Here is an 18,728-nt window from a genome sequence, read left to right on the forward strand (position 1 = left end):
CCTGAATCGCGTCGGCCAGGAGCGGTCGGCGCGGCGTTGCCCGGCGCTACACTGCGCCTGTTCCCAGGTTCGACCCAGGAGATCCCCATGACCCGCTTCACCACGATGTTCCAGCGCGCTGGCGCCGCGCTCCTGTTGGGCAGCCTGCTGGTGCTCGGTGGCTGCCACGGCAACAGCGTCAAGGAAGAGGCCGCCATCGCCAAGGCCCAGACCGAGTTCGACACTACCCTTGAGGCCTACAAGAGCGGCCAGTTCCTGGTCGACGGCGCCGTGCTTTCCGCGCTGGATACCGGCAGCCACTTCGCCTACCTGAAGGATGTCGGCAAGTTGCCCAAGACCGTGCTGCTGGTGCCCAGCGACGATTCGAAGATCCGCAAGGCGCACCTCCAGTTCATGGCGCGCATGGTGATCGACTACGGTTTCGCCGCGTACTACGACGACGACGGCACGCTCAAGAAGATCAACCCGGTCGAGACCAAGGCGCGTGCGCTGGAGGACTACCACGCCCCGGTCAAGATGAACGACGAGCAGCAGGACAAGAGCGCGGCCGGGCGTACCGATCAGTACTGAGCTGCGAATCCCGGCGTGACCGGGCGTTCCTTGCAGGAGCCCACTTGCGAGCTCCTGCAAGCGCGATGGCGGCTAGCGCGACAGGGTTTCGCGCAGGCGGTCGAGCAAGGCTTCCCGCGCGTGCTCGCCGTAGGGCTCCGCCCGGCCGCTGCCCCATACCGGGCCCGGCCACGCCGCATCCCCCTCGCGCCGCGCCACCACGTGCACATGCAACTGGCGCACGATATTGCCCAGTGCGCCGAGGTTGAGCTTGTCGCACGGCACCACCGCACGCAACGCGGCGCCGGCGCGGTCGACTTCGTGCCACAGCAGCGTTCGCTCCGAAGGCGTGAGATCGGCGATCTCCACCAGTCCCGCGCGCTGGGGCACCAGCACGAGCCAGGCGAAGCGCGAGTCGTTCATCAGCAGCACGTCGCACAGGTCCAGCCGGGCCAGTGCAAGGGTGTCGGCTGCCAGGCGCGGATCGAGCTGGAATCCGACGCGGCTCATGCGCTCGCCAAGTGCTTGTCGAAGAAGGCCAGCGTGCGCTGCCAGGCCAGGGTGGCACTGGCTTGGTCGTAGTGCGGGTCGTGGTCGCGATTGAAGGCGTGCCCGGCCGGATAGGTGAAAACGTCCATCTGCGGCAGCCGCTCGCGATGTTTGGCTACCGCTTCGGGCGGAATGCTCCTGTCGCGCTCGCCGAAATGGAACATCACCGGCGCTTTCGGCGTCTCCCCCAGGAAGGGCAGGTTGCGCGCACCGTAATAGCTCACCGACGGCATGCCCAACCGCAGCGCCGACAGCAGCGCGACGGTGCCGCCCCAGCAGTAGCCAACCGTACCGATCCTGCCGGCCGACTTGATCGCCTCGGCTGCGCTGGCGACGTCCTCCACTGCACGCTCGAGCCCCAGTTCGTCGACCAGCGCCTTCCCACGCTGCATGCCGCCCTCGTCGTAGGGAAGCTCCAAGCCACTTTCCAGGTGGTCGAAGAACGCCGGCGCGATCGCCGTATAACCTGCGGCTGCGAAACGATCCGCGACTTCCCGGATATGCGCGGTGACGCCGAAGATCTCCTGGACCACCACCACGCCACCCTTGGGCTTGCCCTGCGCCTTGGCCAGGTAGCCGCCGATGCACTGCGTGCCGCTGGTAGGAATGTTGATCGACTGCCCCATGGACGGCTCCCTGCATGCTGCTGAAGCGCCAAGCATAACGGCCCGGTGGTGAGAGGCCCGCTCACGTATAATGGCCGGTTTTTACGGCACTTCTTTCGGTAGCTCCCATGTCGCAGGCCTCCCCCAAGATCGGTTTCGTCAGCCTCGGCTGCCCCAAGGCGCTGGTCGACTCCGAGCGCATCCTCACCCAGCTCAAGGTGGAGGGCTACCAGATCGTGCCCAGCTACCAGGCGGCCGACGCGGTGGTGGTCAACACCTGCGGCTTCATCGACGCGGCGGTGCAGGAGTCGCTGGACGCCATCGGCGAGGCGCTGCACGAGAACGGCAAGGTGATCGTCACCGGCTGCCTGGGCAAGCGATCTGAACTGATCCGCGAGGCTTATCCGGAAGTGCTCTCGATCAGCGGCCCGCAGGATTACGCCAGCGTGATGAGCGCGGTGCACACGGCGCTGCCGCCGCAGCGCAACCCGCTGCTGGACATCATCCCCGACACCGGGGTCAAGCTGACGCCGAAGCACTACGCGTACCTGAAGATTTCCGAGGGCTGCAATCACCGTTGCAGCTTCTGCATCATCCCCTCGATGCGGGGCGACCTGGTCTCGCGGCCGGTCGACCAGGTGCTGCTCGAAGCCGAGAAACTGGTCAAGGGCGGCGTGAAGGAACTGCTGGTGATCTCGCAGGACACCAGCGCCTACGGCGTGGACCTGAAGTACGCCGAGCGCGAGTGGCGCGGCAAGGCGTATCGCACGCGCATGACCGAGCTGTGCCAGGGCTTGTCCGAGCTCGGCGTGTGGACTCGCCTGCACTACGTCTACCCGTACCCGCACGTGGACGAGGTGATGCCGTTGATGGCCGAAGGAAAAATCCTTCCCTATCTCGATATCCCGTTCCAGCATGCGAGCCCGCGCATCCTCAAGCTGATGAAGCGCCCCGGCAACATCGACAAGACGCTCGAGCGCATCCGCAACTGGCGCGCCGCGGTGCCGGACATCACGCTGCGCAGCACCTTCATCGTCGGTTTCCCCGGTGAGACCGATGCGGAGTTCGAGGAACTGCTCGACTTCCTGCGCGAGGCGGAACTCGACCGCGTCGGCGCGTTTGCCTATTCGCCGGTCGAAGGCGCCCGGGCGAACGATCTGCCGAACCCCGTTTCCGAAGAGTTGAAGGAAGACCGGCTCGAGCGCTTCATGGCGGTCCAGGCGGAGATCTCCGCGGCCAAGCTGCAGCGCAAGCTCGGGCGCACGCTGACCGTGCTCGTCGACGAGGCGGGGTCCGATGGCGCGGTGGCGCGCTCGGCGGCCGATGCGCCGGAGATCGACGGGTTGGTGCACATCGCCGATGGCCAGGGCCTCAAGCCCGGCCAGTTCGTACAGGTGGTGGTCGAAGGCGCCGACGAACACGACCTGCACGCGCGCCTGGCGCAACCGCTGCTCAAGGTGGTCTAGCCGTCCATGCGCTACGTCGCGCCGGCGCGCGATGCGGTGGATCCGGCCGTGTTCGGACGGCCGCCGCTGGCCGGCTGGGACGAGTACGCAGACCTGTTGCGCGGGCCGGATTGGCCCTCGCTCGACGTGCTCAATGCGCACTGGCCCGCCGGCTCGCGTGAGCGCTTCGTCGGGCAGACGCCTGCACTGCTCGCCGACGGCCGCCATTATGAACAACGCATCGCCGAAACCGGCGCCATTGCCACCCGCGAGCGCAACTGGCACGACCTGTTCAACGCACTGGCCTGGCTGCGCCACGCGCCGCTCAAGCGCGCGCTCAATGCCCAACAGGTGGCCGAAATCGCGCGGGCCGGCGCAAAGAGCCGCAGCCGTCCGCAGTGCGCGCTGACGCACTTCGACGAAGGGGGCGTGATCCTTGCGCTGCGCGACCCCACGCTGCTGGCCTTGTGGGACGCACACGACTGGCATGGCCTGTTCTGGCGGCGGCGTGATGCGTGGGTGGACGGTTCGCTGGAATTGATGGTGTTCGGACATGCCCTGCTCGAACACGCGCTGACGCCGGATCGCTTGCTCGTCGGCAAGGCGATCGCGGTGATCGGGCAGGAGGCGGTGCGCGAAACGGTGGTTCAAGCGATTGCGCAAGGACGCCTGTTGCGCGATCCGCAGGAGTTGCGGCCTCTGCCGTTGTCGGGGATTCCGGGATGGTGCGCGGGCAGCGCGAGCGAGGCGTTCCATCGGCAGGCGGCCTGTTACCAGCCGTTGCGCGTGGGAAGGGTGTATCCCGAGCCGCTGCGGGCTTAGGAGCGCGCGGCCCCTCCACCCCACGGCCCGTTGACGCCGCTCCAGGCACAGTGGCCCTCCCGCACGGTGGAGCGCCCGCGTGATCCCACGCTTCAACGACCACGCTGCCAACGAGCGCACCTACCTGGCTTGGGTGCGCACGGCGATCGCGGTGATGGCGTTCGGCTTCCTGGTCGAGCGCTTCGACCTGTTCATCACCTACGCCTCGTCGAACGCCTCGCGCGCGGCGCACAGGCTGCACCTGCACCTGCGTCTGACCGAATGGGTAGGGCTCATGCTCATCGTGTTCGGCGCGCTGATCATCCTGCTCGCCTCGGCACGCTTCCTGCGCAACCGGCGCGACATCGCCCACGAGCGCATGGAGGATTACGCCGGCCCGGTGGGCGAGAAGCTGCTGGCCGCGATCCTGGTGCTGCTGGGCCTGTTCCTGGTCGTCTACGTGGGCCAGGAACTGGCGGCGCTCGGTTCTCAGCCGGACGTGTAATCCACGGCAACGACGGCGAAGCGCGTGCGGCCAGCCGGCAGCTCGGCCTCGAACTCGTCGTCGAGTTTCTTCTTGAGCAGCGCGCGGGCCAGCGGGGAATCGACGCTGATCCAGCCACGCTTCGCGTCGGTCTCGTCGGGGCCGACGATGCGATAGCGCACGGCCTCGCCGCTGTCGACGTTTTCCAATGCCACGCTGGCACCGAAAAACACCGTCTCGCGGTCGCCTGGCGCACCTTCGGCGACCTTGAGCAGGGGGATGCGCTTGCTCAAGTAGCGCACACGCCGGTCAATCTCACCCAGCTGCTTCTTGCGGTAGGTGTACTCGGCGTTCTCCGAGCGGTCGCCCTCGGCCGCAGCCGCGGCCAGTGCCTTGACCACCTCGGGCCGCAGCGTGAGCCACAGATGATCGAGCTCGGCCTTGAGCTTCTCGAAGCCCTCCCGCGTAACGATCGCGGTCGAGGATGGCGCAGGAGGGCGCCAGCGGCTCATCGGCGGCTCCCGCCGAAGATGCCGCCCAGGACGCCGCGAAGGATCTGCCGGCCAAGCTGGCTGCCCATCGTGCGCACGACCTGCTTGCCCATCGTTTCGATCATGCCCTGGCGACGCTTGGTGCCAAGCAGCGCGTCGTGCACCGCGCCGCTCCAGGCGTTGTCCTCCGGCTTCTGCGAGGGGTTGGCGACGGTGGTGGCGTCGGCGGCCCGGGTGTCGGTGCGTCGGGCGAGCATTTCCGCCGCGGAGTCGCGATTGACGGCGGTTTCGTACTTGCCGCCCACCGGCGAGCGCTGGCGCACCGCGGCACGTTCGGCCTCGCTGATCGCGCCGATGCGGCAACGCGGCGTGGTCACCATCACCCGCTCGACCGGGCTGGGCACGCCGCCCTCGCGCAGGGTAGAGGCGAGCGCCTCGCCCACGCCGAGTTGGCCGATCGCCTCGGCCACATCAAGCCCGGGGTTGGGTGCGAAGGTTTCGGCGGCCGCGCGCACGGCCTTCTGGTCGCGAGGAGTGAAGGCGCGCAACGCGTGCTGGATGCGGTTGCCGAGCTGGCCGAGGATTTCGTCCGGCACGTCGTCCGGGTTCTGCGAGCAGAAGTACACGCCCACGCCCTTGGAGCGGATCAGCCGCACGACTTGCTCCACGCGCTGGCGCAGCGCCGGCGGGCAGTCGTCGAACAACAGATGCGCCTCGTCGAAGAAGAACACCAGCCTGGGCTGCTCCAGGTCGCCCACTTCCGGCAACTGCTCGAACAGCTCCGACAGCAGCCACAGCAGGAAGGTGGTATAGAGCCGGGGCTTGAGGATCAGCTGGTCGGCGGCGAGCACATTGATCACACCGTGGCCGCCCATGTCCTGGCGCATCAGGTCGGCCAGTTCCAGCGCGGGCTCGCCGAATAAATTCTCACCTCCGGCCTGCTCCAGCGCCAGCAGCGCGCGCTGGATGGCGGCGATGCTGGTTTTGCCGATCAGTCCGTACTGGGTGGAGATGTCCTTGGCGTTGTCCGCGGCGAAGGTGAGCAGGGCGCGCAAGTCGGCCAGGTCCAGCAGCAGCCAGCCCTGGTCGTCGGCCAGCTTGAACACGATTTCAAGCACACCCTGCTGTGTGTCGTTGAGTTCCAGCACGCGGCCGAGCAGGGTGGGACCCATGTCGCTGGCCGTGGTGCGCAGCGGGTGGCCCTGCTTGCCGTAAAGATCCCAGAAGATCACCGGATTGGCCTGCGGCTGCCAGTCGGCGAGACGGAGTTTGGACAGGCGCGCCTTGATCTTGTCGTTGGGCTCGCTCGCCGCGATCGCCAGGCCGGCCAGGTCGCCCTTGACGTCAGCCAGCACGCAGGGCACGCCCAGCCGCGAGAACCCCTCGGCCAACACCATCAGCGAAACGGATTTGCCGGTGCCGGTGGCGCCGGCGACCATGCCGTGGCGGTTGCCGTAGCGCGATTCGAGCGCGACCTCGGCGGTGTCGTTGCGACCAATCAGGATCTCGGACATGCAGGCGCTCCGTGCGTCGGATGCGCGATTGTAGCCAAGCGGATGCAGGTCGCAGTTCGCGGGTTCTGGCGGGCGCCGCGGTTTTGGCATCAGGTCTGCATGCGCTAAGGTGAATGTATCCCCGCCGTCAAGCTTTCGTCATGCCGCTGTCTATTCTTGCCCATCGTTTCCGCTTGGCGCCGCTGGCTGCCGGGCTCATCCTGCTTACCGCCTGCGCCAGCGGAGGCGGCAGTCGCGCCTCCGGCGGGGTCAACGCGCTGTATACGCAGCTCGATCAGGCCAGCAAGGGCTACGAGACCGCGCTGCAGCAGGCACGCGAGGGCGACGATCAGGCGTCCGAGCAGAGCCTCAGGGACTCGCTGGACAGCCTCAAGCAGGCTGCCGCTCGCTGTGGCGCCACGCCCGGTTGCGACTCGCAGCGGTTCTATTCGGTGTTCGATCGCCTGCTGCGGCTGAAGGACGGCAGCTTCTTCGCCGGTGACGACTTGGAAACCGTCGGCGAGGAAGCGCCCGAGGAAGCCGTGGCCGGCAAGCCCGGCGGCGTCGCCGCGCTGCCGCAGGCCCAGCGCGCGGTGACCCTGTTGCGTGGGCACAAGCTCTCCGAACTGATCGCCATGAACGGCCCGGTCAAGGCCGCGCTGGAGATGTGGCTGACCCAGTGGCGCTCGAACCTGGTCGATACCTGGATCAACTACCAGTACATGCGCTACGAAATGTGGCCGCAGTACGACAAGGCCGACCTGCCCGAGGCGCTGCTGTTCGGCATCATGGCCAAGGAGTCCGGCGGCAAGGTGCACGCCGTCTCACGCTCCGGCGCTGCCGGCCCGCTGCAGTTCATGTATGCCACCGGCCTGCGCTTTGGCCTGAACAACCAGAGCGGCTTCGACACGCGTTTCGATCCGTCCGAGGCAGCGCGCGCGAACGCCGCATACATGGACGAGCAACTGAAGGCGTTCAACGACAACCTCGAGCTTTCGCTGGCCGCCTACAACGGAGGCGAGGGACGCATGCGCCGAATGGTCGGCGACAACACGGCCGCGAGCTTCTACGACCCGACGATCTACAACCAGCTGTCGGAGGAAACCCGCGAGTACGTGCCGGCGGTGCTGGCCGCGGCGTGGTTGTTCCTGCATCCGGACAGCTACAACCTGAACTTCCCGAAGATCGACGGTGCGCCGGGCCGCATCACGCTCAAGCGCCCCGCCTCGCTGTCCGAGCTGACCATCTGCATGGGCTCGGCGCAGGGCATGGACGATGGCTGGTTCCGCACGCTGCGCAACTTGAACCCGCGACTCAATCCGCAGGACGAGCAGCCGGCCGGCAGCCAGCTGCAGGTACCGAAGCAACTGGAGTCGGTCTACGCATCGCGCTGCGTCGATGGGCCGTGGCCGATCCTGGCGGGCGACCTGCATTCGGCGGTGGTGCCGGTGGTGCCGGAGGTGGTCAAGCCGGAACCGAAGCGTACCGTGCATCCGCATTCGCGCTACGTCGTGCGCCGCGGCGACACGCTGCTGGGCATCGTGCACAAGCTGGGATGTTCGGACGTGCGCGAGCTGTCGGACATCAACGACCTCAAGCACCACAGCATCCGCGCGGGGCAGGTGCTGCGATTGCCATCCTGCCGGCGCTGAGGTGTTTGGGGGCGGTGGGCTACGCCCCAAGGAGCATGAGTAGGGCGAGCTTCTAGCCCCCCTATCACCGACTCAGGCCGCGGCGCTGGACTGCATCCAGCTCTCCACCACGTCCTCGCGTTCGCGGGCGCCGCTACCGTGCAGTTCCTTCAGCTCGCGCACCACGCGCAGCAATTGCCGGTGGCGCGAGCGCACGAACGCATGGGGCGAATCCTTGGTCTCGTGATAGGCCACCGCCAGCCACAACGCCATGCCGCGCAGGGCGACTTCCGGGTTGTCCGAGCAGGCGCGGGCGAAGCCGGTGGCGGTGCCGCGTCCCCAGGGCAGATAGCGGTCCTGCGGCGGGGTGCCGTAGAGATGGGGGAACTCGCTGCGCGCGGCCTGGCCGATTTCGCGCAGCGTGAGCAGGCTCAGCCTCGCGCGAGCGGCGGCGGGCAGTGTTTCCAGGCCCTTGCTGATGCGGCGGAACTGACGTTCCAACTGCTGGCCGCGTACGAAGGCGATGAGCGGGACGATCGATCGCATGGGTTCTCCCCCGGAGCCGTTTGACGGCCGGAGCATAGCCAAGCGTTGTGCACGGGTGCGCCTAGAACGTCACAGAATGACGCTTTGCGTCAGTCGTTCGGCAGCGGCCGTCGGCCCAGGTGCTGGCCCAGCTTGACCGTCTGCTGGGATTGGAGCGCGTCCAGTTCGATCATCCCGGGCGGCAACAGCAGGATCACCGTCGAGCCCATGTTGAAGCGTGCCATCTCGGCGAAGCGCGCCAGCGTGATGCCCTGGCCGGCGAATGACTTGCGGCGGATGTCCGAAGCGTACGGCGGGATCACCAGTCCGTCCCACACGGTGGCCACGGAGGACACCAGCACGGCGCCGACCATCACCGCCACGAACGGGCCGTTCGGGCTGTCGAAATGGCATACCAGGCGCTCGTTGCGGGCGAACAGTCGCGGGATTGCCTCCACCGCGAACGGCGCCACGCTGAAGATGCGACCGGGAATGTGCACGGTCTCGCGCAACGTGCCGCCGAGCGGCATGTGCACGCGGTGGTAGTCGCGCGGGGACAGGTAGATGGTGACGAAATCGCCGTCACGGTAGGGCGCTGCCGCTTCCTCGTCGCCGAGCAGCTCGGCGGCGGTGTAGTCCTGCCCCTTGGCCTGGAAGATGCGCCCGTCCACGATGCGCCCGGCCTGGCTGATGCGTCCGTCCGCCGGCGAGATCAGCGCGGTCGGATCGCCGTCCTCGTGCCGCGCGTTGGGCTTCAGCTTGCGGGTGAAGAAGGCATTGAAGTGCTGGTAGGCGAACGGGTCCGGCTGTGCGGCCTCGGCCATGTCCACCTTATAGCGCTCCACGATCTGGCCGATCAGGAAGTTCTTCCATGGCCGCCAGGTCCAGCGCGTGGCCCAGTAGACCACCCGCGACAGCGCGCGGTGTGGAAGGAGGTATTGCACGAGGACGGCGAAAGTCATCCAGCCAGTATAAGGGGCAACGCGTTCGCCCTGAGCGCGGCGGTGAGGGATAATCGCCGATCCTCCATGCCGCGCCCGCCAGGAAAGGCCCGTGACAGCCGAACTTGCCAGCATCATCGACTTCATCCGCTACGGCGCCAGCCGCTTCTCCGCCGCCGGGCTGACCTTCGGTCACAGCCACGACAACCCGATCGACGAGGCGACCCACCTGGTGCTGGCCAGCCTGCACCTGCCGCCGGACATCCCGCCAGCCTACGGCGCGGGCAAGCTCACGGCCGCGGAGCGCCAGCGCGTGCTGGAGTTGATAGAGCGGCGCGTCAACGAGCGGCTGCCGGTGGCCTACCTGGTCGGCGAGACCTGGTTCGCCGGGCTCAAGTTCAAGAGCGACCGCCGCGCGCTGGTGCCGCGCTCGCCCATCGCCGAGCTGATCGAGTCGGGCTTCGCGCCGTGGCTGGACGGCCGCCACGTCGAGCGGGCGCTGGACCTGTGCACGGGGTCGGGCTGCATCGGCATCGCCATGGCCGAGTACAACCCCGAGTGGCAGGTCGACATCGTCGACATCAGCGACGAGGCGCTGTCTCTGGCGCGCGAGAACATCGTCTTCCAGCACGTCGAAGGGCGCGTGGAAGCGATCAAGTCGGACCTGTTCGATGGCGTGAAAGGCCGCCGCTACGAACTGATCGTGTCCAACCCGCCCTACGTGACCGAGGACGAGTACGCGGCGCTGCCCGGCGAATACAGCCATGAACCCAAGCTCGGCTTGACCTCGGGCGAGGATGGCCTGGACATCTGCCTGCGGATGCTCGATCAGGCGGCCGACTACCTGAGCGACGACGGCCTGCTGATCGTGGAGGTGGGCGAGAGCGAGCACGCGCTGGCCGCGCTGTTGCCTGAGGTGCCATTCGTGTGGATCGAGTTCAAGGTCGGGCCGATGGGCGTGTTCGCGCTCGAGCGCCGCGATCTGGTCGAGCACGCCGCCGCGATTCGCGCCGCAGCCGACGCGCGCCGCTGAGCACCGAAGGAAGCGGCCGCATGGAACTGACCACCGACCGCCTGCTGCTCGATCGCCTGCACCCGGGCGATGCCGAAGCCCTTTTCGCCTGCCGGGCCGATCCCGTGGTGGCGCGCTTCCAGGGGTGGCGTCCGGCGAGTGTCGCGGAGGCGTGCGCGTTCATCGACACGCAGGCAGAGCCGGCGCCTGGCCTCTGGTTCCAGCGTGCGATCCGCTTGCGGGAGAGCGGAGCGCTGATCGGCGACCTTGGCGTGTGCCTGCCGGCCACGCCGGGCGATTCGGTGGAGTTCGGCATCAGTCTGGCGCCCGCGCACCAGGGCAGGGGCTACGCGCGCGAGGCGCTGCAAGGTCTGTTCCACCAAGGTTTCGACGTACTCGGTTGGCGCCGCATCCACGCTTCGGTCGATCCGCGCAACACCGCGTGCATGAGCCTGCTGCAGACGCTGGGCATGCGCCAGGAGGCGCATTTCCGCGAGAGCCTGTGGCTGCACGGCGAGTGGGTGGACGACGTCGTGTTCGCCATCCTCTCGCGCGAGTGGCAGGCGGCCTGAGCGTCGTTGCGGGAGCACCTTTGGGCGCGACCGCCGTCCCGATGGTCGCGCGGCAGTGGGGTTCGCGGTCGCGCCCAAGGGCGCTCCTACAGAGCTTGTCGGCGAGCCGTTATGCTTCGGCTTCCTCGTAGCGGGCGCGCGGCATGTCCAGCAATTCCTTTGGCAAGCTCTTCACCGTCACCACCTTCGGCGAAAGCCATGGGCCGGCGATCGGCTGCGTCATCGACGGTTGCCCGCCCGGGTTGGCGATCGCGCCCGAGGAGTTCCGCCACGACCTCGATCGCCGCGCGACCGGCCGCAGCCGGCACACCTCGCAGCGCCACGAGGCGGACGAAGTGGAAATCCTCTCGGGCGTCTACGAGGGGCGCACCACGGGCACGCCGATTGCGTTGCTGATCCGCAACACCGACCCGCGCAGCAAGGATTACGGCGACATCGCGCAGACCTTCCGTCCCGGCCACGCCGACTACACCTACTGGCAGAAATACGGCATCCGCGACCCGCGCGGTGGCGGCCGCGCCTCGGCGCGCGAGACCACCATGCGTGTGGCCGCCGCGGTGGTCGCCAAGAAATGGCTGGTCGAGCGCCACGGCGTGCGGGTGCGCGGCTACCTGGCCCAGTTAGGCGATGTCGTGCCGCGCGGTTTCGACTGGGGTGCAGTGGAAGCCAATGCGTTCTTCTGGCCGGACGCGGGGCAGGTGCCGGAACTGGAAAAGACCATGGACGCGTTGCGCAAGTCCGGCGATTCGGTCGGGGCACGCGTCAGCGCGGTGGCCGAGGGCGTGCCGCCGGGTTGGGGCGAGCCGGTGTACGGCAAGCTCGATGGCGACCTGGCGGCAGCGATGATGTCGATCAATGCGGTCAAGGGCGTGGAGATCGGCGCTGGCTTCGCGGCGGTTGCACAGCGCGGAACGCAACATCGGGATGAAATGCATTTGGACGGCTTTACGTCCAACCATGCCGGTGGCATCCTTGGCGGGATAAGTACCGGCCAGCCGGTGACGGTGTCGGTGGCGTTCAAGCCGACCTCCAGCATCCTGGTGCCGGGGCAAAGCGTGAACCTGGCCGGCGAACCGGTGCAGGTGGTCACCAAAGGGCGGCACGATCCCTGCGTGGGGATCCGCGCCACGCCCATCGTCGAGGCCATGCTGGCGCTGGTGCTGATGGACCACGCGCTGCGGCATCGCGCGCAATGCGGCGACGTGGGGCCGGTCGCCCCGCGGATCGCCTGAGCTTTCACTACGGAATCCCCATGATCGGCAAGCCGCGGGTGTGGATCTCGCGTCCCACCTTTTCCGACATCGTCGCTCGGCTGGAACCGCACTTCGAAGTGGCGGCCGAGGCGGAGGAAACCGTGTTTCCGCCGGCCGTACTGACCGGCAAGCTCGCGTCCTGCGATGCCGCGATCGTGGGACTGAACCAGCGTATCGGTGCCACGGAAGTGGCGAACGCCCCGCGCCTGCGCATCGTCGCCAACCTCGCGGTCGGTTACGACAACCTGGACGTCCCTGCACTGACCGCGGCGGGCATCGCCGCGTCCAATACCCCGGACGTGCTCAGCGAAAGCGTGGCCGACTTCACCTGGGCGCTGCTGCTGGGTTCGGCGCGCCACATCGGCGCGGCCGAGCGCTGGCTGCGGGAGGGGCGCTGGCACGCCAACGGGTTCAAGGATTGGTTGGGGCTCGACACGCGGGGTCGCACGCTGGGCATTCTGGGCATGGGACGCATCGGACAGGCGATCGCGCGCCGCGCCGCAGGTTTCGGCATGCAGGTCGCCTACCACAACCGTTCGCGACTGCCGGCCGATGTAGAGGCCGGATGCGCGGCGCGCTACGTGGACAAATCCACGCTGCTGGCCGAGTCGGACTTCCTGGTGCTGGCAGTGCCCCTGACCGCCGAGAGCCACCACGCCATCGGCGCGGCCGAGCTGGCAGCGATGAAACCCACCGCCGTACTGGTCAACATCGCCCGCGGCGGAGTCGTCGATGATGCGGTGCTGGCCGCCGCCCTGGCCGGGCGGCGCCTGGCCGCCGCCGCGCTGGACGTGTTCGAAGGGGAGCCCGCCGTCCACCCGGCCCTGCTCGCGCTCGACAACGTCATCCTCAGTCCGCACATTGCCAGCGCCACCTGGGACACTCGCCGCGCGATGACCGCGCTGGCGGTGGACAACGTACTGGCGTTGTTCGGCCATGGCCCTGACGCGGGGCATCCGCCCTCCCTCCTCAACCCCGGGGTGCTGGCCGCGCGGCCGGCGCCCTGATCACCTCCTCACACAGGCAGCAAGACATCCCATGAGCAAGAAGAGCAGCTACAAGGTCGCCATGGTCGGCGCCACCGGCGCGGTTGGCGAAACCCTGCTGGGCATCCTGGCCGAGCGCGATTTTCCCGTTGGCGAACTGGTGCCATTGGCCAGCGAGCGCTCGGCCGGGGAGAAAATTTCCTTTGGCGGCAAGCAGGTCACGGTCAGGAACCTGGCCGATTACGACTTCGACGGCGTGGACATTGCCTTCTTTTCCGCCGGCGGCTCGGTCAGTCGCGTGCATGCCCCGCGCGCGGCCGCGGCGGGCGCCGTGGTGATCGACAACACTTCCGAGTTCCGCTACCAGGACGACGTCCCGCTGGTGGTCGCCGAGGTCAACCCGCACGCCATTGCCGACTACACCACCCGCGGCATCATCGCCAATCCCAACTGCTCGACCATGCAGATGCTGGTGGCGCTGGCGCCGATCCACCGCGCCGTGGGCATCGAACGCATCAACGTGGCCACCTACCAGTCCGTTTCGGGCGCCGGCCGCAGCGGCATGGAGGAGCTCGGCCGCCAGACCGCGGCCCTGCTGAACTTCCAGGATGTGGAGCCGGGCAAGAAATTTCCCAAGCAGATCGCTTTCAATGTGATCCCGCACATCGACGAGTTCCAGTCCAACGGCTACACCAAAGAAGAAATGAAGATGGTGTGGGAGACGCGCAAGATCCTGGAGGACGACTCCATCGCGGTGAACCCTACGGCCGTACGGGTGCCGGTGTTCTACGGCCACGCCGAGGCGGTGCACGTGGAAACCCGCGACAAGATCGGCGCCGATGAGGCCCGCGCGCTGCTGGAGCAGGCCGAGGGTGTGGTGGTCATGGACGAGCGCAAGCCGGGCGGTTATCCGACTCCGGTGGGCGATGCCGCCGGCAAGGATCCGGTGTTCGTGGGCCGCATCCGCGAGGACATCTCGCACGAACGCGGCCTGGATATGTGGATCGTGGCGGACAACATCCGCAAGGGCGCCGCGCTCAATGCGGTACAGATCGCCGAGCGGCTGATCGAGGACTATCTCTGATGCGAAAACCCTGGCTCCTGCTGCCGTTGCTGACCCTCGTCACGCTGCCGGCCTTCGCCGACGGCGGTCCGGAACAGGCCGCGGTGGCGGGGCAGGCGGCGCCCGCGCAGGTGCACCTCAAACGGCAGCTGCGCGCCCGGGGGGCGGAGATCGTGCAGCTGCAGCGCCAGCTTACCGAGCAGGAGTCGCATAGCCGCCAGGCCAGCGACCGCCTGGATGAGCAGGACCGGGAAATCGCCCGGCTGCAACGCCAGCTGGAGGCCCTTGCCGGCCAACGGCAGAAGGGCAATACGGGCCGATGACCCGCCGCTGGAGCGAGAACAGACCGCAGCAATATGCGCTAAGCGGTCGCCGCAGCTATTGTTGATTGGCCTACATATAACTAAAGTGACGCGCGATCCGGTATCGCCGCAGCCCGCGGCGATGGCATGAAGCGTCTCGGGCTTTTGGGGGAATCGAAGCGATGAATCGTTCGTTGAAACTGTCGATGCTGCTGGCGTTGGCGCTGGGCAGCAGCCAGGCGGCGGCGCTCGAACTGGGCCAGATCCAGGTCAAGTCCGCCCTCGGCCAGCCGCTGCTCGCGGAGATTCCGCTTACGCCGGACAGCCCCGCCGAGCTGCGCAACCTCACCGCGCGCCTGGCCTCGCCGGAAGACTTCGCCCGCGCCGGCTTGGCCGGTGTCCGGCCCGACCTGCCGCTGCAGTTCAGCATCGTCGACGTGGGCGGACGCAAGGTGATCCGCATCACCAGCGCGGTGGCGGTCAACGATCCCTACCTCGACCTGCTGGTGGAAGTGGACAACGAGTCGGGCCGCAGCCTGCGCGAGTTCCCGGTCCTGCTCGATCCGCCGGGTACCACGCCAACGGCGCCCAGCGTTCGTGCTCCGCGCGGCAACGCGCCCCGCGCCACCGCGCGTCCGGCCACGGCCGGTTCCACCGCCGCCCAGCCGGGCGCCGGTCGCGTCGCCGCGGGCGGCCAATACCAGGTCGAACGTGGCCAGACGCTGTCGGGCATCGCCCGCCAGGTCACCCCTGCCGGCGTGGATGCGAGCCAGATGATTCTGGCTCTCAAGCAGGCCAATCCGGACGCGTTCTACCAGGACAACATCAATGCGCTGAAGAGTGGTGCGGTGCTGCGCGTGCCGACCAGCCAGGAAGCGCAGGCCATGAACGTGGCCGCCGCGATGGCGGAGATCCGCCAGCAGAACGGCGACTGGCGCGCCCAGTCGACCGGCTCGACCACCACCGTGGCCGATGCGGCTGCACGTACGGAAGCCTCCAACACACCGGCCAGCACGTCGGCGGACCGGTTGGCGCTGGTGCCGGCAAAGCAGGGCGGCAAGGGCGCTGGCGCCCAGGGCGGCAAGGGTGATGCGGCCCTGCGCCAGGACCTGATGCGTACCCAGGAAACGCTGACCACCCTGCAGCAGCAGAGTGCGGACCTGAAGTCGCGCCTGAAGGACCTGCAGGACATCAACGACAAGAACACCCGCCTGCTCGCGCTCAAGGACAACGAGATCGCCGAGCTGCAGCACAAGCTCGCCGATGCCCGCAAGAAGGCCGGCCTGCCGGCCGCGGCTTCGACTGCCGTCACGGCTCCGGCCGCGGCGCTCGCCGAAACCTCCACCAAGCCGGCCGCCGCGGGTACGGCTATCGCCACGCCGGCCAAGCCCGGTAGCACCGGTTCCGTCGCCACGACAACCTCCGTGCCGTCCGCGCAAAGCGCGGCGGCGGCTCCGGCCGTCGCCCCGGTCGCCAAGCCGGCCAGCAAGCCGGTCAAGCCGGTGACCCGCAAGCCGGTCACCCCCGCGTCGGCGGAGCAGCCCTGGTTCATGCAGCCGTGGGTGTGGGCTGCTGCCGGTGGCGCCGTCCTGTTGCTGATCCTGCTTGCGCTGCTGGGTCGTCGCCGCAAGCCGGCAGGTCCGCGCGCCGTGTCCACGGCCCCCTCGCTGGCCGATCGCTTCGGCGCGGTGCCGGATACGTCCGCGCCCGTCAGCGCGGATCCGGACCAGGACGAGTTGCTCGACCAGCTGGCAGAACACCCGGACGACATCGGCCTGCACCTGGAACTGGTGAGCCTGTACTACTCCCGCCGGGACGTCGACCATTTCGAAGCCGCGGCCGAGGCGATGCACGCCCATATCGTCGACCCCGAGCAGGACGAGTGGCAGGACGTGGTCGCCATGGGCGAGGATCTGGTGCCGGGTCATCCGCTGTTTGCCGGGCAGGGCGCGCAGGACGCGTTCGATTCGCGCGAGGATGAGCGCCACCAGGTCATCGGTGAGGACATGGAGCCGTTCGACCTGGACAACTACGCCAGCCACGCCGAAGAAACCGCGATCCACGACGAGCCGGCCAGCGACGAGCGGCCCAAGGTCAGCGAGTACCACTTCGATTTCGACCTCACCCCGCCGCGCCCGGCCCCGGCCGAGACTCCCGCGCTGAATGTCGCCGACGAGGACGAGGACCTTACGGTCATGCGTAACGTCGAGCCGGCCCCGGTGGAAGACGCGACGCCCTCGACCTGGAACTTCGAAGAGCCGGTGAACGACACCACCGGCAGCGCGACCGCCGCCGAGCCGCAGGAAATGGGCCAGTTCAGCGACGACCCGATCGACACCAAGCTGGACCTGGCGCGTGCCTATATGGACATGGGCGACGCCGACGGCGCCCGCGCCATGCTCGAGGAAGTGATGAACGAGGGCACCCAGATGCAGAGGGATGCGGCGCAGCGCCTGATCGACTCGCTTTCCTGAAGCCGTCTCCATCGCTCGCAGGAAGGGCCGGCCATGCCGGCCCTTCTTGTATCCGGACTGCGTAAACTGGCTTCCCGTTTTCGTCCTCCGCATCCGGTCAGGTTGCGGTGGGCTGAAGCCCACCCTACGCTTCCAGGCTGTTTCGCAGGAACCACCGCATGCGCATCGCCCTGGGCGTCGAGTACGACGGCACCGATTTCCTCGGCTGGCAGCGCCTGTCCCACGGTTCGACCGTGCAGGGCGCGCTGGAGCAGGCGCTCTCGCGCGTGGCCGCGCAGCCGGTCACGGTGACCTGCGCCGGGCGCACCGACGCCGGCGTGCACGGGCGTTGCCAGGTAGTGCATTTCGATACCGAGGTCGAGCGCGACATGCGCAGCTGGGTGCTGGGTGCATGTTCCAATTTGCCCACCGCTGTAGCGGTGTTGTGGGCGCAGCCGGTACCCGAGGCCTTCCACGCGCGCTTTTCCGCACGCAGCCGGCGCTATCGCTACACCATCCTCAACCGCCCGGTGCGCGCTGCACTGGATGCCCGTTACGTCGCGTGGGAACGAACACCGCTGGATGCATCGGCCATGCATCAGGCCGGACAGGCGTTGCTGGGCGAGCACGATTTTTCGGCTTTCCGCGCGGTGTCCTGCCAGGCCGCGCACGCGCGACGCTGCGTGCTGGGCCTGGAAGTGCGGCGCGAGGGCGAGCAGGTGATCGTGCAGATCGAGGCCAACGCCTTCCTGCATCACATGGTGCGCAACATCGTCGGTTCCCTGCTGCCGGTAGGGCGTGGGCAACAACCGGTTGCATGGCTGGCGGAGCTGCTCGCAGGGCGCGATCGCGAAGTGGCAGGGCCGACCGCGCCATCCTCCGGGCTGACTTTCCTCGGCCCGCGTTACGAAACGCACTGGGGGCTGCCGGCGGAGGTGAGCGCATGATCCGCATCAAGTGCTGCGGCATGACCCGCGTCGAGGATGCCGTGCTGGCCGCCGAACTGGGCGCCGACGCGATCGGGCTGATCTTCACCCAACGCAGCCGCAGGCAGGTGGCTATCGGCCAGGCCCGCGCGATCGCCCGCGCGCTGCCGCCCATGGTCACGACCGTCGCGTTGTTCATGGACGAGGATGCCGTTTTCGTCGACGAGGTGATCGCCGCGGTGCAGCCGGCGCTACTGCAATTCCATGGCGCCGAGCGCGACGACTGGTGCGCGCAGTTCGGACGGCCCTACCTCAAGGCGATCGCGATGGGCGACGGAAGCGATGCGATGCAGCGGCTGCGTGCGTACCCGGGCGCGGCGGGGCTGGTGCTCGACGGGCACGGCCTGGGCGATGCGGGCGGCAGCGGCAAGGCGTTCGACTGGTCGCTGATGCCGCGAGGCCTGGCGCAACCGCTGATCCTCGCTGGCGGATTGCACCCCGGCAACGTGGCCGAAGCCATCCGCATCGCGCGGCCGTGGGGCGTGGACGTATCCAGTGGCATCGAATCGGCGCCGGGCATCAAGGATCCGGCGCGATTGGCGGCCTTCATCGCGGCGGCGCGCGCCGCGGATGCGGCTCGCGCCTGA

At 68.1% G+C, this 18,728-nt stretch carries 20 protein-coding genes; 14 read left to right on the forward strand and 6 right to left on the reverse strand.

What is annotated here, in order from left to right:
- Nucleotides 1-87: 87 nt before the first annotated feature.
- Nucleotides 88-570 (forward strand): hypothetical protein, encoded by a 483-nt coding sequence (locus LQ772_RS06040; protein ID WP_231324945.1) that lies wholly within the window; start codon nt 88-90, stop codon nt 568-570.
- 72 nt (nt 571-642) lie between these two features.
- Here LQ772_RS06040 and LQ772_RS06045 read toward each other — a convergent pair whose 3' ends face one another.
- Nucleotides 643-1,059, reverse strand: a complete 417-nt coding sequence (locus tag LQ772_RS06045) for an HIT domain-containing protein (RefSeq protein WP_231324947.1) — start codon at nt 1,057-1,059, stop codon at nt 643-645.
- Nucleotides 1,056-1,724: a dienelactone hydrolase family protein gene (locus tag LQ772_RS06050; RefSeq protein ID WP_231324949.1), complete on the reverse strand. Its 669-nt coding sequence runs from the start codon at nt 1,722-1,724 to the stop codon at nt 1,056-1,058. The genes LQ772_RS06045 and LQ772_RS06050 overlap by 4 nt, the downstream gene beginning before the upstream one ends.
- Nucleotides 1,725-1,831: 107 nt before the next feature.
- Between LQ772_RS06050 and rimO the strand changes: the two genes are divergently transcribed.
- The 3 genes from rimO (at nt 1,832) to LQ772_RS06065 (ending at nt 4,454) form a co-directional block, all read left to right on the forward strand.
- The gene (gene rimO, locus LQ772_RS06055) at nt 1,832-3,169 is read left to right on the forward strand and encodes a 30S ribosomal protein S12 methylthiotransferase RimO (RefSeq protein WP_231324951.1); all 1,338 of its coding nucleotides are present in this window, start codon (nt 1,832-1,834) and stop codon (nt 3,167-3,169) included.
- Between the two features lie 6 nt (nt 3,170-3,175).
- Nucleotides 3,176-3,970, forward strand: a complete 795-nt coding sequence (locus tag LQ772_RS06060) for a DUF3025 domain-containing protein (protein ID WP_231324953.1) — start codon at nt 3,176-3,178, stop codon at nt 3,968-3,970.
- A 79-nt stretch (nt 3,971-4,049) separates the two neighbouring features.
- Nucleotides 4,050-4,454: a YidH family protein gene (locus tag LQ772_RS06065; RefSeq protein WP_231324955.1), complete on the forward strand. Its 405-nt coding sequence runs from the start codon at nt 4,050-4,052 to the stop codon at nt 4,452-4,454.
- Here LQ772_RS06065 and greB read toward each other — a convergent pair.
- Nucleotides 4,439-4,945 (reverse strand): transcription elongation factor GreB, encoded by a 507-nt coding sequence (gene greB / locus LQ772_RS06070; protein WP_231324957.1) that lies wholly within the window; start codon nt 4,943-4,945, stop codon nt 4,439-4,441. The two genes, LQ772_RS06065 and greB, sit on opposite strands and share 16 nt — an antisense overlap.
- Complete coding sequence (locus LQ772_RS06075; protein WP_231324959.1) at nt 4,942-6,438, reverse strand: helicase HerA-like domain-containing protein; 1,497 nt, start codon at nt 6,436-6,438, stop codon at nt 4,942-4,944. Before LQ772_RS06075 ends, greB begins: the two co-directional genes overlap by 4 nt.
- Before the next feature lie 140 nt (nt 6,439-6,578).
- Between LQ772_RS06075 and LQ772_RS06080 the strand changes: the two genes are divergently transcribed.
- The gene (locus tag LQ772_RS06080; RefSeq protein ID WP_231324962.1) at nt 6,579-8,069 is read left to right on the forward strand and encodes a transglycosylase SLT domain-containing protein; all 1,491 of its coding nucleotides are present in this window, start codon (nt 6,579-6,581) and stop codon (nt 8,067-8,069) included.
- A gap of 72 nt (nt 8,070-8,141) precedes the next feature.
- On the opposite strand, the gene LQ772_RS06085 is transcribed toward LQ772_RS06080, so the two are convergent.
- A complete protein-coding gene (locus LQ772_RS06085) occupies nt 8,142-8,594 on the reverse strand; it encodes a hypothetical protein (protein WP_231324964.1) in 453 nt (150 codons plus the stop codon).
- Between the two features lie 89 nt (nt 8,595-8,683).
- Nucleotides 8,684-9,535 (reverse strand): archaetidylserine decarboxylase, encoded by an 852-nt coding sequence (gene asd, locus LQ772_RS06090; RefSeq protein ID WP_231324966.1) that lies wholly within the window; start codon nt 9,533-9,535, stop codon nt 8,684-8,686.
- 91 nt (nt 9,536-9,626) lie between these two features.
- On the opposite strand from asd, the gene prmB reads away from it, so the two are divergent.
- From prmB to LQ772_RS06135, 9 genes are all read left to right on the forward strand, one after another.
- Nucleotides 9,627-10,547 carry a 50S ribosomal protein L3 N(5)-glutamine methyltransferase gene (gene prmB, locus LQ772_RS06095; protein ID WP_231324968.1) on the forward strand — a complete coding sequence of 307 codons (921 nt, stop codon included), beginning with the start codon at nt 9,627-9,629 and terminating at the stop codon, nt 10,545-10,547.
- A gap of 20 nt (nt 10,548-10,567) precedes the next feature.
- The gene (locus LQ772_RS06100; protein ID WP_231324970.1) at nt 10,568-11,098 is read left to right on the forward strand and encodes a GNAT family N-acetyltransferase; all 531 of its coding nucleotides are present in this window, start codon (nt 10,568-10,570) and stop codon (nt 11,096-11,098) included.
- Nucleotides 11,099-11,241: 143 nt separating this feature from the next.
- Nucleotides 11,242-12,330, forward strand: a complete 1,089-nt coding sequence (aroC, locus tag LQ772_RS06105) for a chorismate synthase (protein WP_231324972.1) — start codon at nt 11,242-11,244, stop codon at nt 12,328-12,330.
- 20 nt (nt 12,331-12,350) lie between these two features.
- Nucleotides 12,351-13,358, forward strand: a complete 1,008-nt coding sequence (locus LQ772_RS06110) for a 2-hydroxyacid dehydrogenase (protein ID WP_231324974.1) — start codon at nt 12,351-12,353, stop codon at nt 13,356-13,358.
- Between the two features lie 31 nt (nt 13,359-13,389).
- Nucleotides 13,390-14,421, forward strand: coding sequence for an aspartate-semialdehyde dehydrogenase (locus LQ772_RS06115; protein ID WP_231324976.1), 1,032 nt, complete (start codon nt 13,390-13,392; stop codon nt 14,419-14,421).
- Nucleotides 14,421-14,723: a hypothetical protein gene (locus tag LQ772_RS06120; protein ID WP_231324978.1), complete on the forward strand. Its 303-nt coding sequence runs from the start codon at nt 14,421-14,423 to the stop codon at nt 14,721-14,723. The genes LQ772_RS06115 and LQ772_RS06120 overlap by 1 nt, the downstream gene beginning before the upstream one ends.
- A gap of 161 nt (nt 14,724-14,884) precedes the next feature.
- Nucleotides 14,885-17,176, forward strand: coding sequence for a motility hub landmark protein FimV (locus tag LQ772_RS06125; protein WP_231324980.1), 2,292 nt, complete (start codon nt 14,885-14,887; stop codon nt 17,174-17,176).
- Between the two features lie 158 nt (nt 17,177-17,334).
- Entirely contained in the window at nt 17,335-18,102 is a 768-nt protein-coding gene (truA, locus tag LQ772_RS06130; RefSeq protein ID WP_231324982.1) for a tRNA pseudouridine(38-40) synthase TruA, read from the forward strand.
- Nucleotides 18,099-18,728 carry a phosphoribosylanthranilate isomerase gene (locus tag LQ772_RS06135; protein WP_231324984.1) on the forward strand — a complete coding sequence of 210 codons (630 nt, stop codon included), beginning with the start codon at nt 18,099-18,101 and terminating at the stop codon, nt 18,726-18,728. Before truA ends, LQ772_RS06135 begins: the two co-directional genes overlap by 4 nt.

Source organism: Frateuria edaphi (assembly GCF_021117405.1).
GTDB classification, from domain to species: Bacteria; Pseudomonadota; Gammaproteobacteria; order Xanthomonadales; family Rhodanobacteraceae; genus Frateuria_A; species Frateuria_A edaphi.

Bases quoted from the DNA above. Each gene is read 5' to 3' on its own strand.
- LQ772_RS06085 (WP_231324964.1), bottom strand. From the start codon at position 8,594: ATGCGATCGATCGTCCCGCTCATCGCCTTCGTACGCGGCCAGCAGTTG.
- LQ772_RS06075 (WP_231324959.1), bottom strand. From the start codon at position 6,438: ATGTCCGAGATCCTGATTGGTCGCAACGACACCGCCGAGGTCGCGCTC.
- LQ772_RS06040 (WP_231324945.1), top strand. From the start codon at position 88: ATGACCCGCTTCACCACGATGTTCCAGCGCGCTGGCGCCGCGCTCCTG.
- LQ772_RS06110 (WP_231324974.1), top strand. From the start codon at position 12,351: ATGATCGGCAAGCCGCGGGTGTGGATCTCGCGTCCCACCTTTTCCGAC.
- LQ772_RS06100 (WP_231324970.1), top strand. From the start codon at position 10,568: ATGGAACTGACCACCGACCGCCTGCTGCTCGATCGCCTGCACCCGGGC.
- truA (WP_231324982.1), top strand. From the start codon at position 17,335: ATGCGCATCGCCCTGGGCGTCGAGTACGACGGCACCGATTTCCTCGGC.
- asd (WP_231324966.1), bottom strand. From the start codon at position 9,535: ATGACTTTCGCCGTCCTCGTGCAATACCTCCTTCCACACCGCGCGCTG.
- LQ772_RS06125 (WP_231324980.1), top strand. From the start codon at position 14,885: ATGAATCGTTCGTTGAAACTGTCGATGCTGCTGGCGTTGGCGCTGGGC.
- LQ772_RS06115 (WP_231324976.1), top strand. From the start codon at position 13,390: ATGAGCAAGAAGAGCAGCTACAAGGTCGCCATGGTCGGCGCCACCGGC.
- LQ772_RS06060 (WP_231324953.1), top strand. From the start codon at position 3,176: ATGCGCTACGTCGCGCCGGCGCGCGATGCGGTGGATCCGGCCGTGTTC.
- LQ772_RS06080 (WP_231324962.1), top strand. From the start codon at position 6,579: ATGCCGCTGTCTATTCTTGCCCATCGTTTCCGCTTGGCGCCGCTGGCT.
- LQ772_RS06120 (WP_231324978.1), top strand. From the start codon at position 14,421: ATGCGAAAACCCTGGCTCCTGCTGCCGTTGCTGACCCTCGTCACGCTG.
- LQ772_RS06045 (WP_231324947.1), bottom strand. From the start codon at position 1,059: ATGAGCCGCGTCGGATTCCAGCTCGATCCGCGCCTGGCAGCCGACACC.
- aroC (WP_231324972.1), top strand. From the start codon at position 11,242: ATGTCCAGCAATTCCTTTGGCAAGCTCTTCACCGTCACCACCTTCGGC.
- rimO (WP_231324951.1), top strand. From the start codon at position 1,832: ATGTCGCAGGCCTCCCCCAAGATCGGTTTCGTCAGCCTCGGCTGCCCC.
- LQ772_RS06050 (WP_231324949.1), bottom strand. From the start codon at position 1,724: ATGGGGCAGTCGATCAACATTCCTACCAGCGGCACGCAGTGCATCGGC.
- LQ772_RS06135 (WP_231324984.1), top strand. From the start codon at position 18,099: ATGATCCGCATCAAGTGCTGCGGCATGACCCGCGTCGAGGATGCCGTG.
- greB (WP_231324957.1), bottom strand. From the start codon at position 4,945: ATGAGCCGCTGGCGCCCTCCTGCGCCATCCTCGACCGCGATCGTTACG.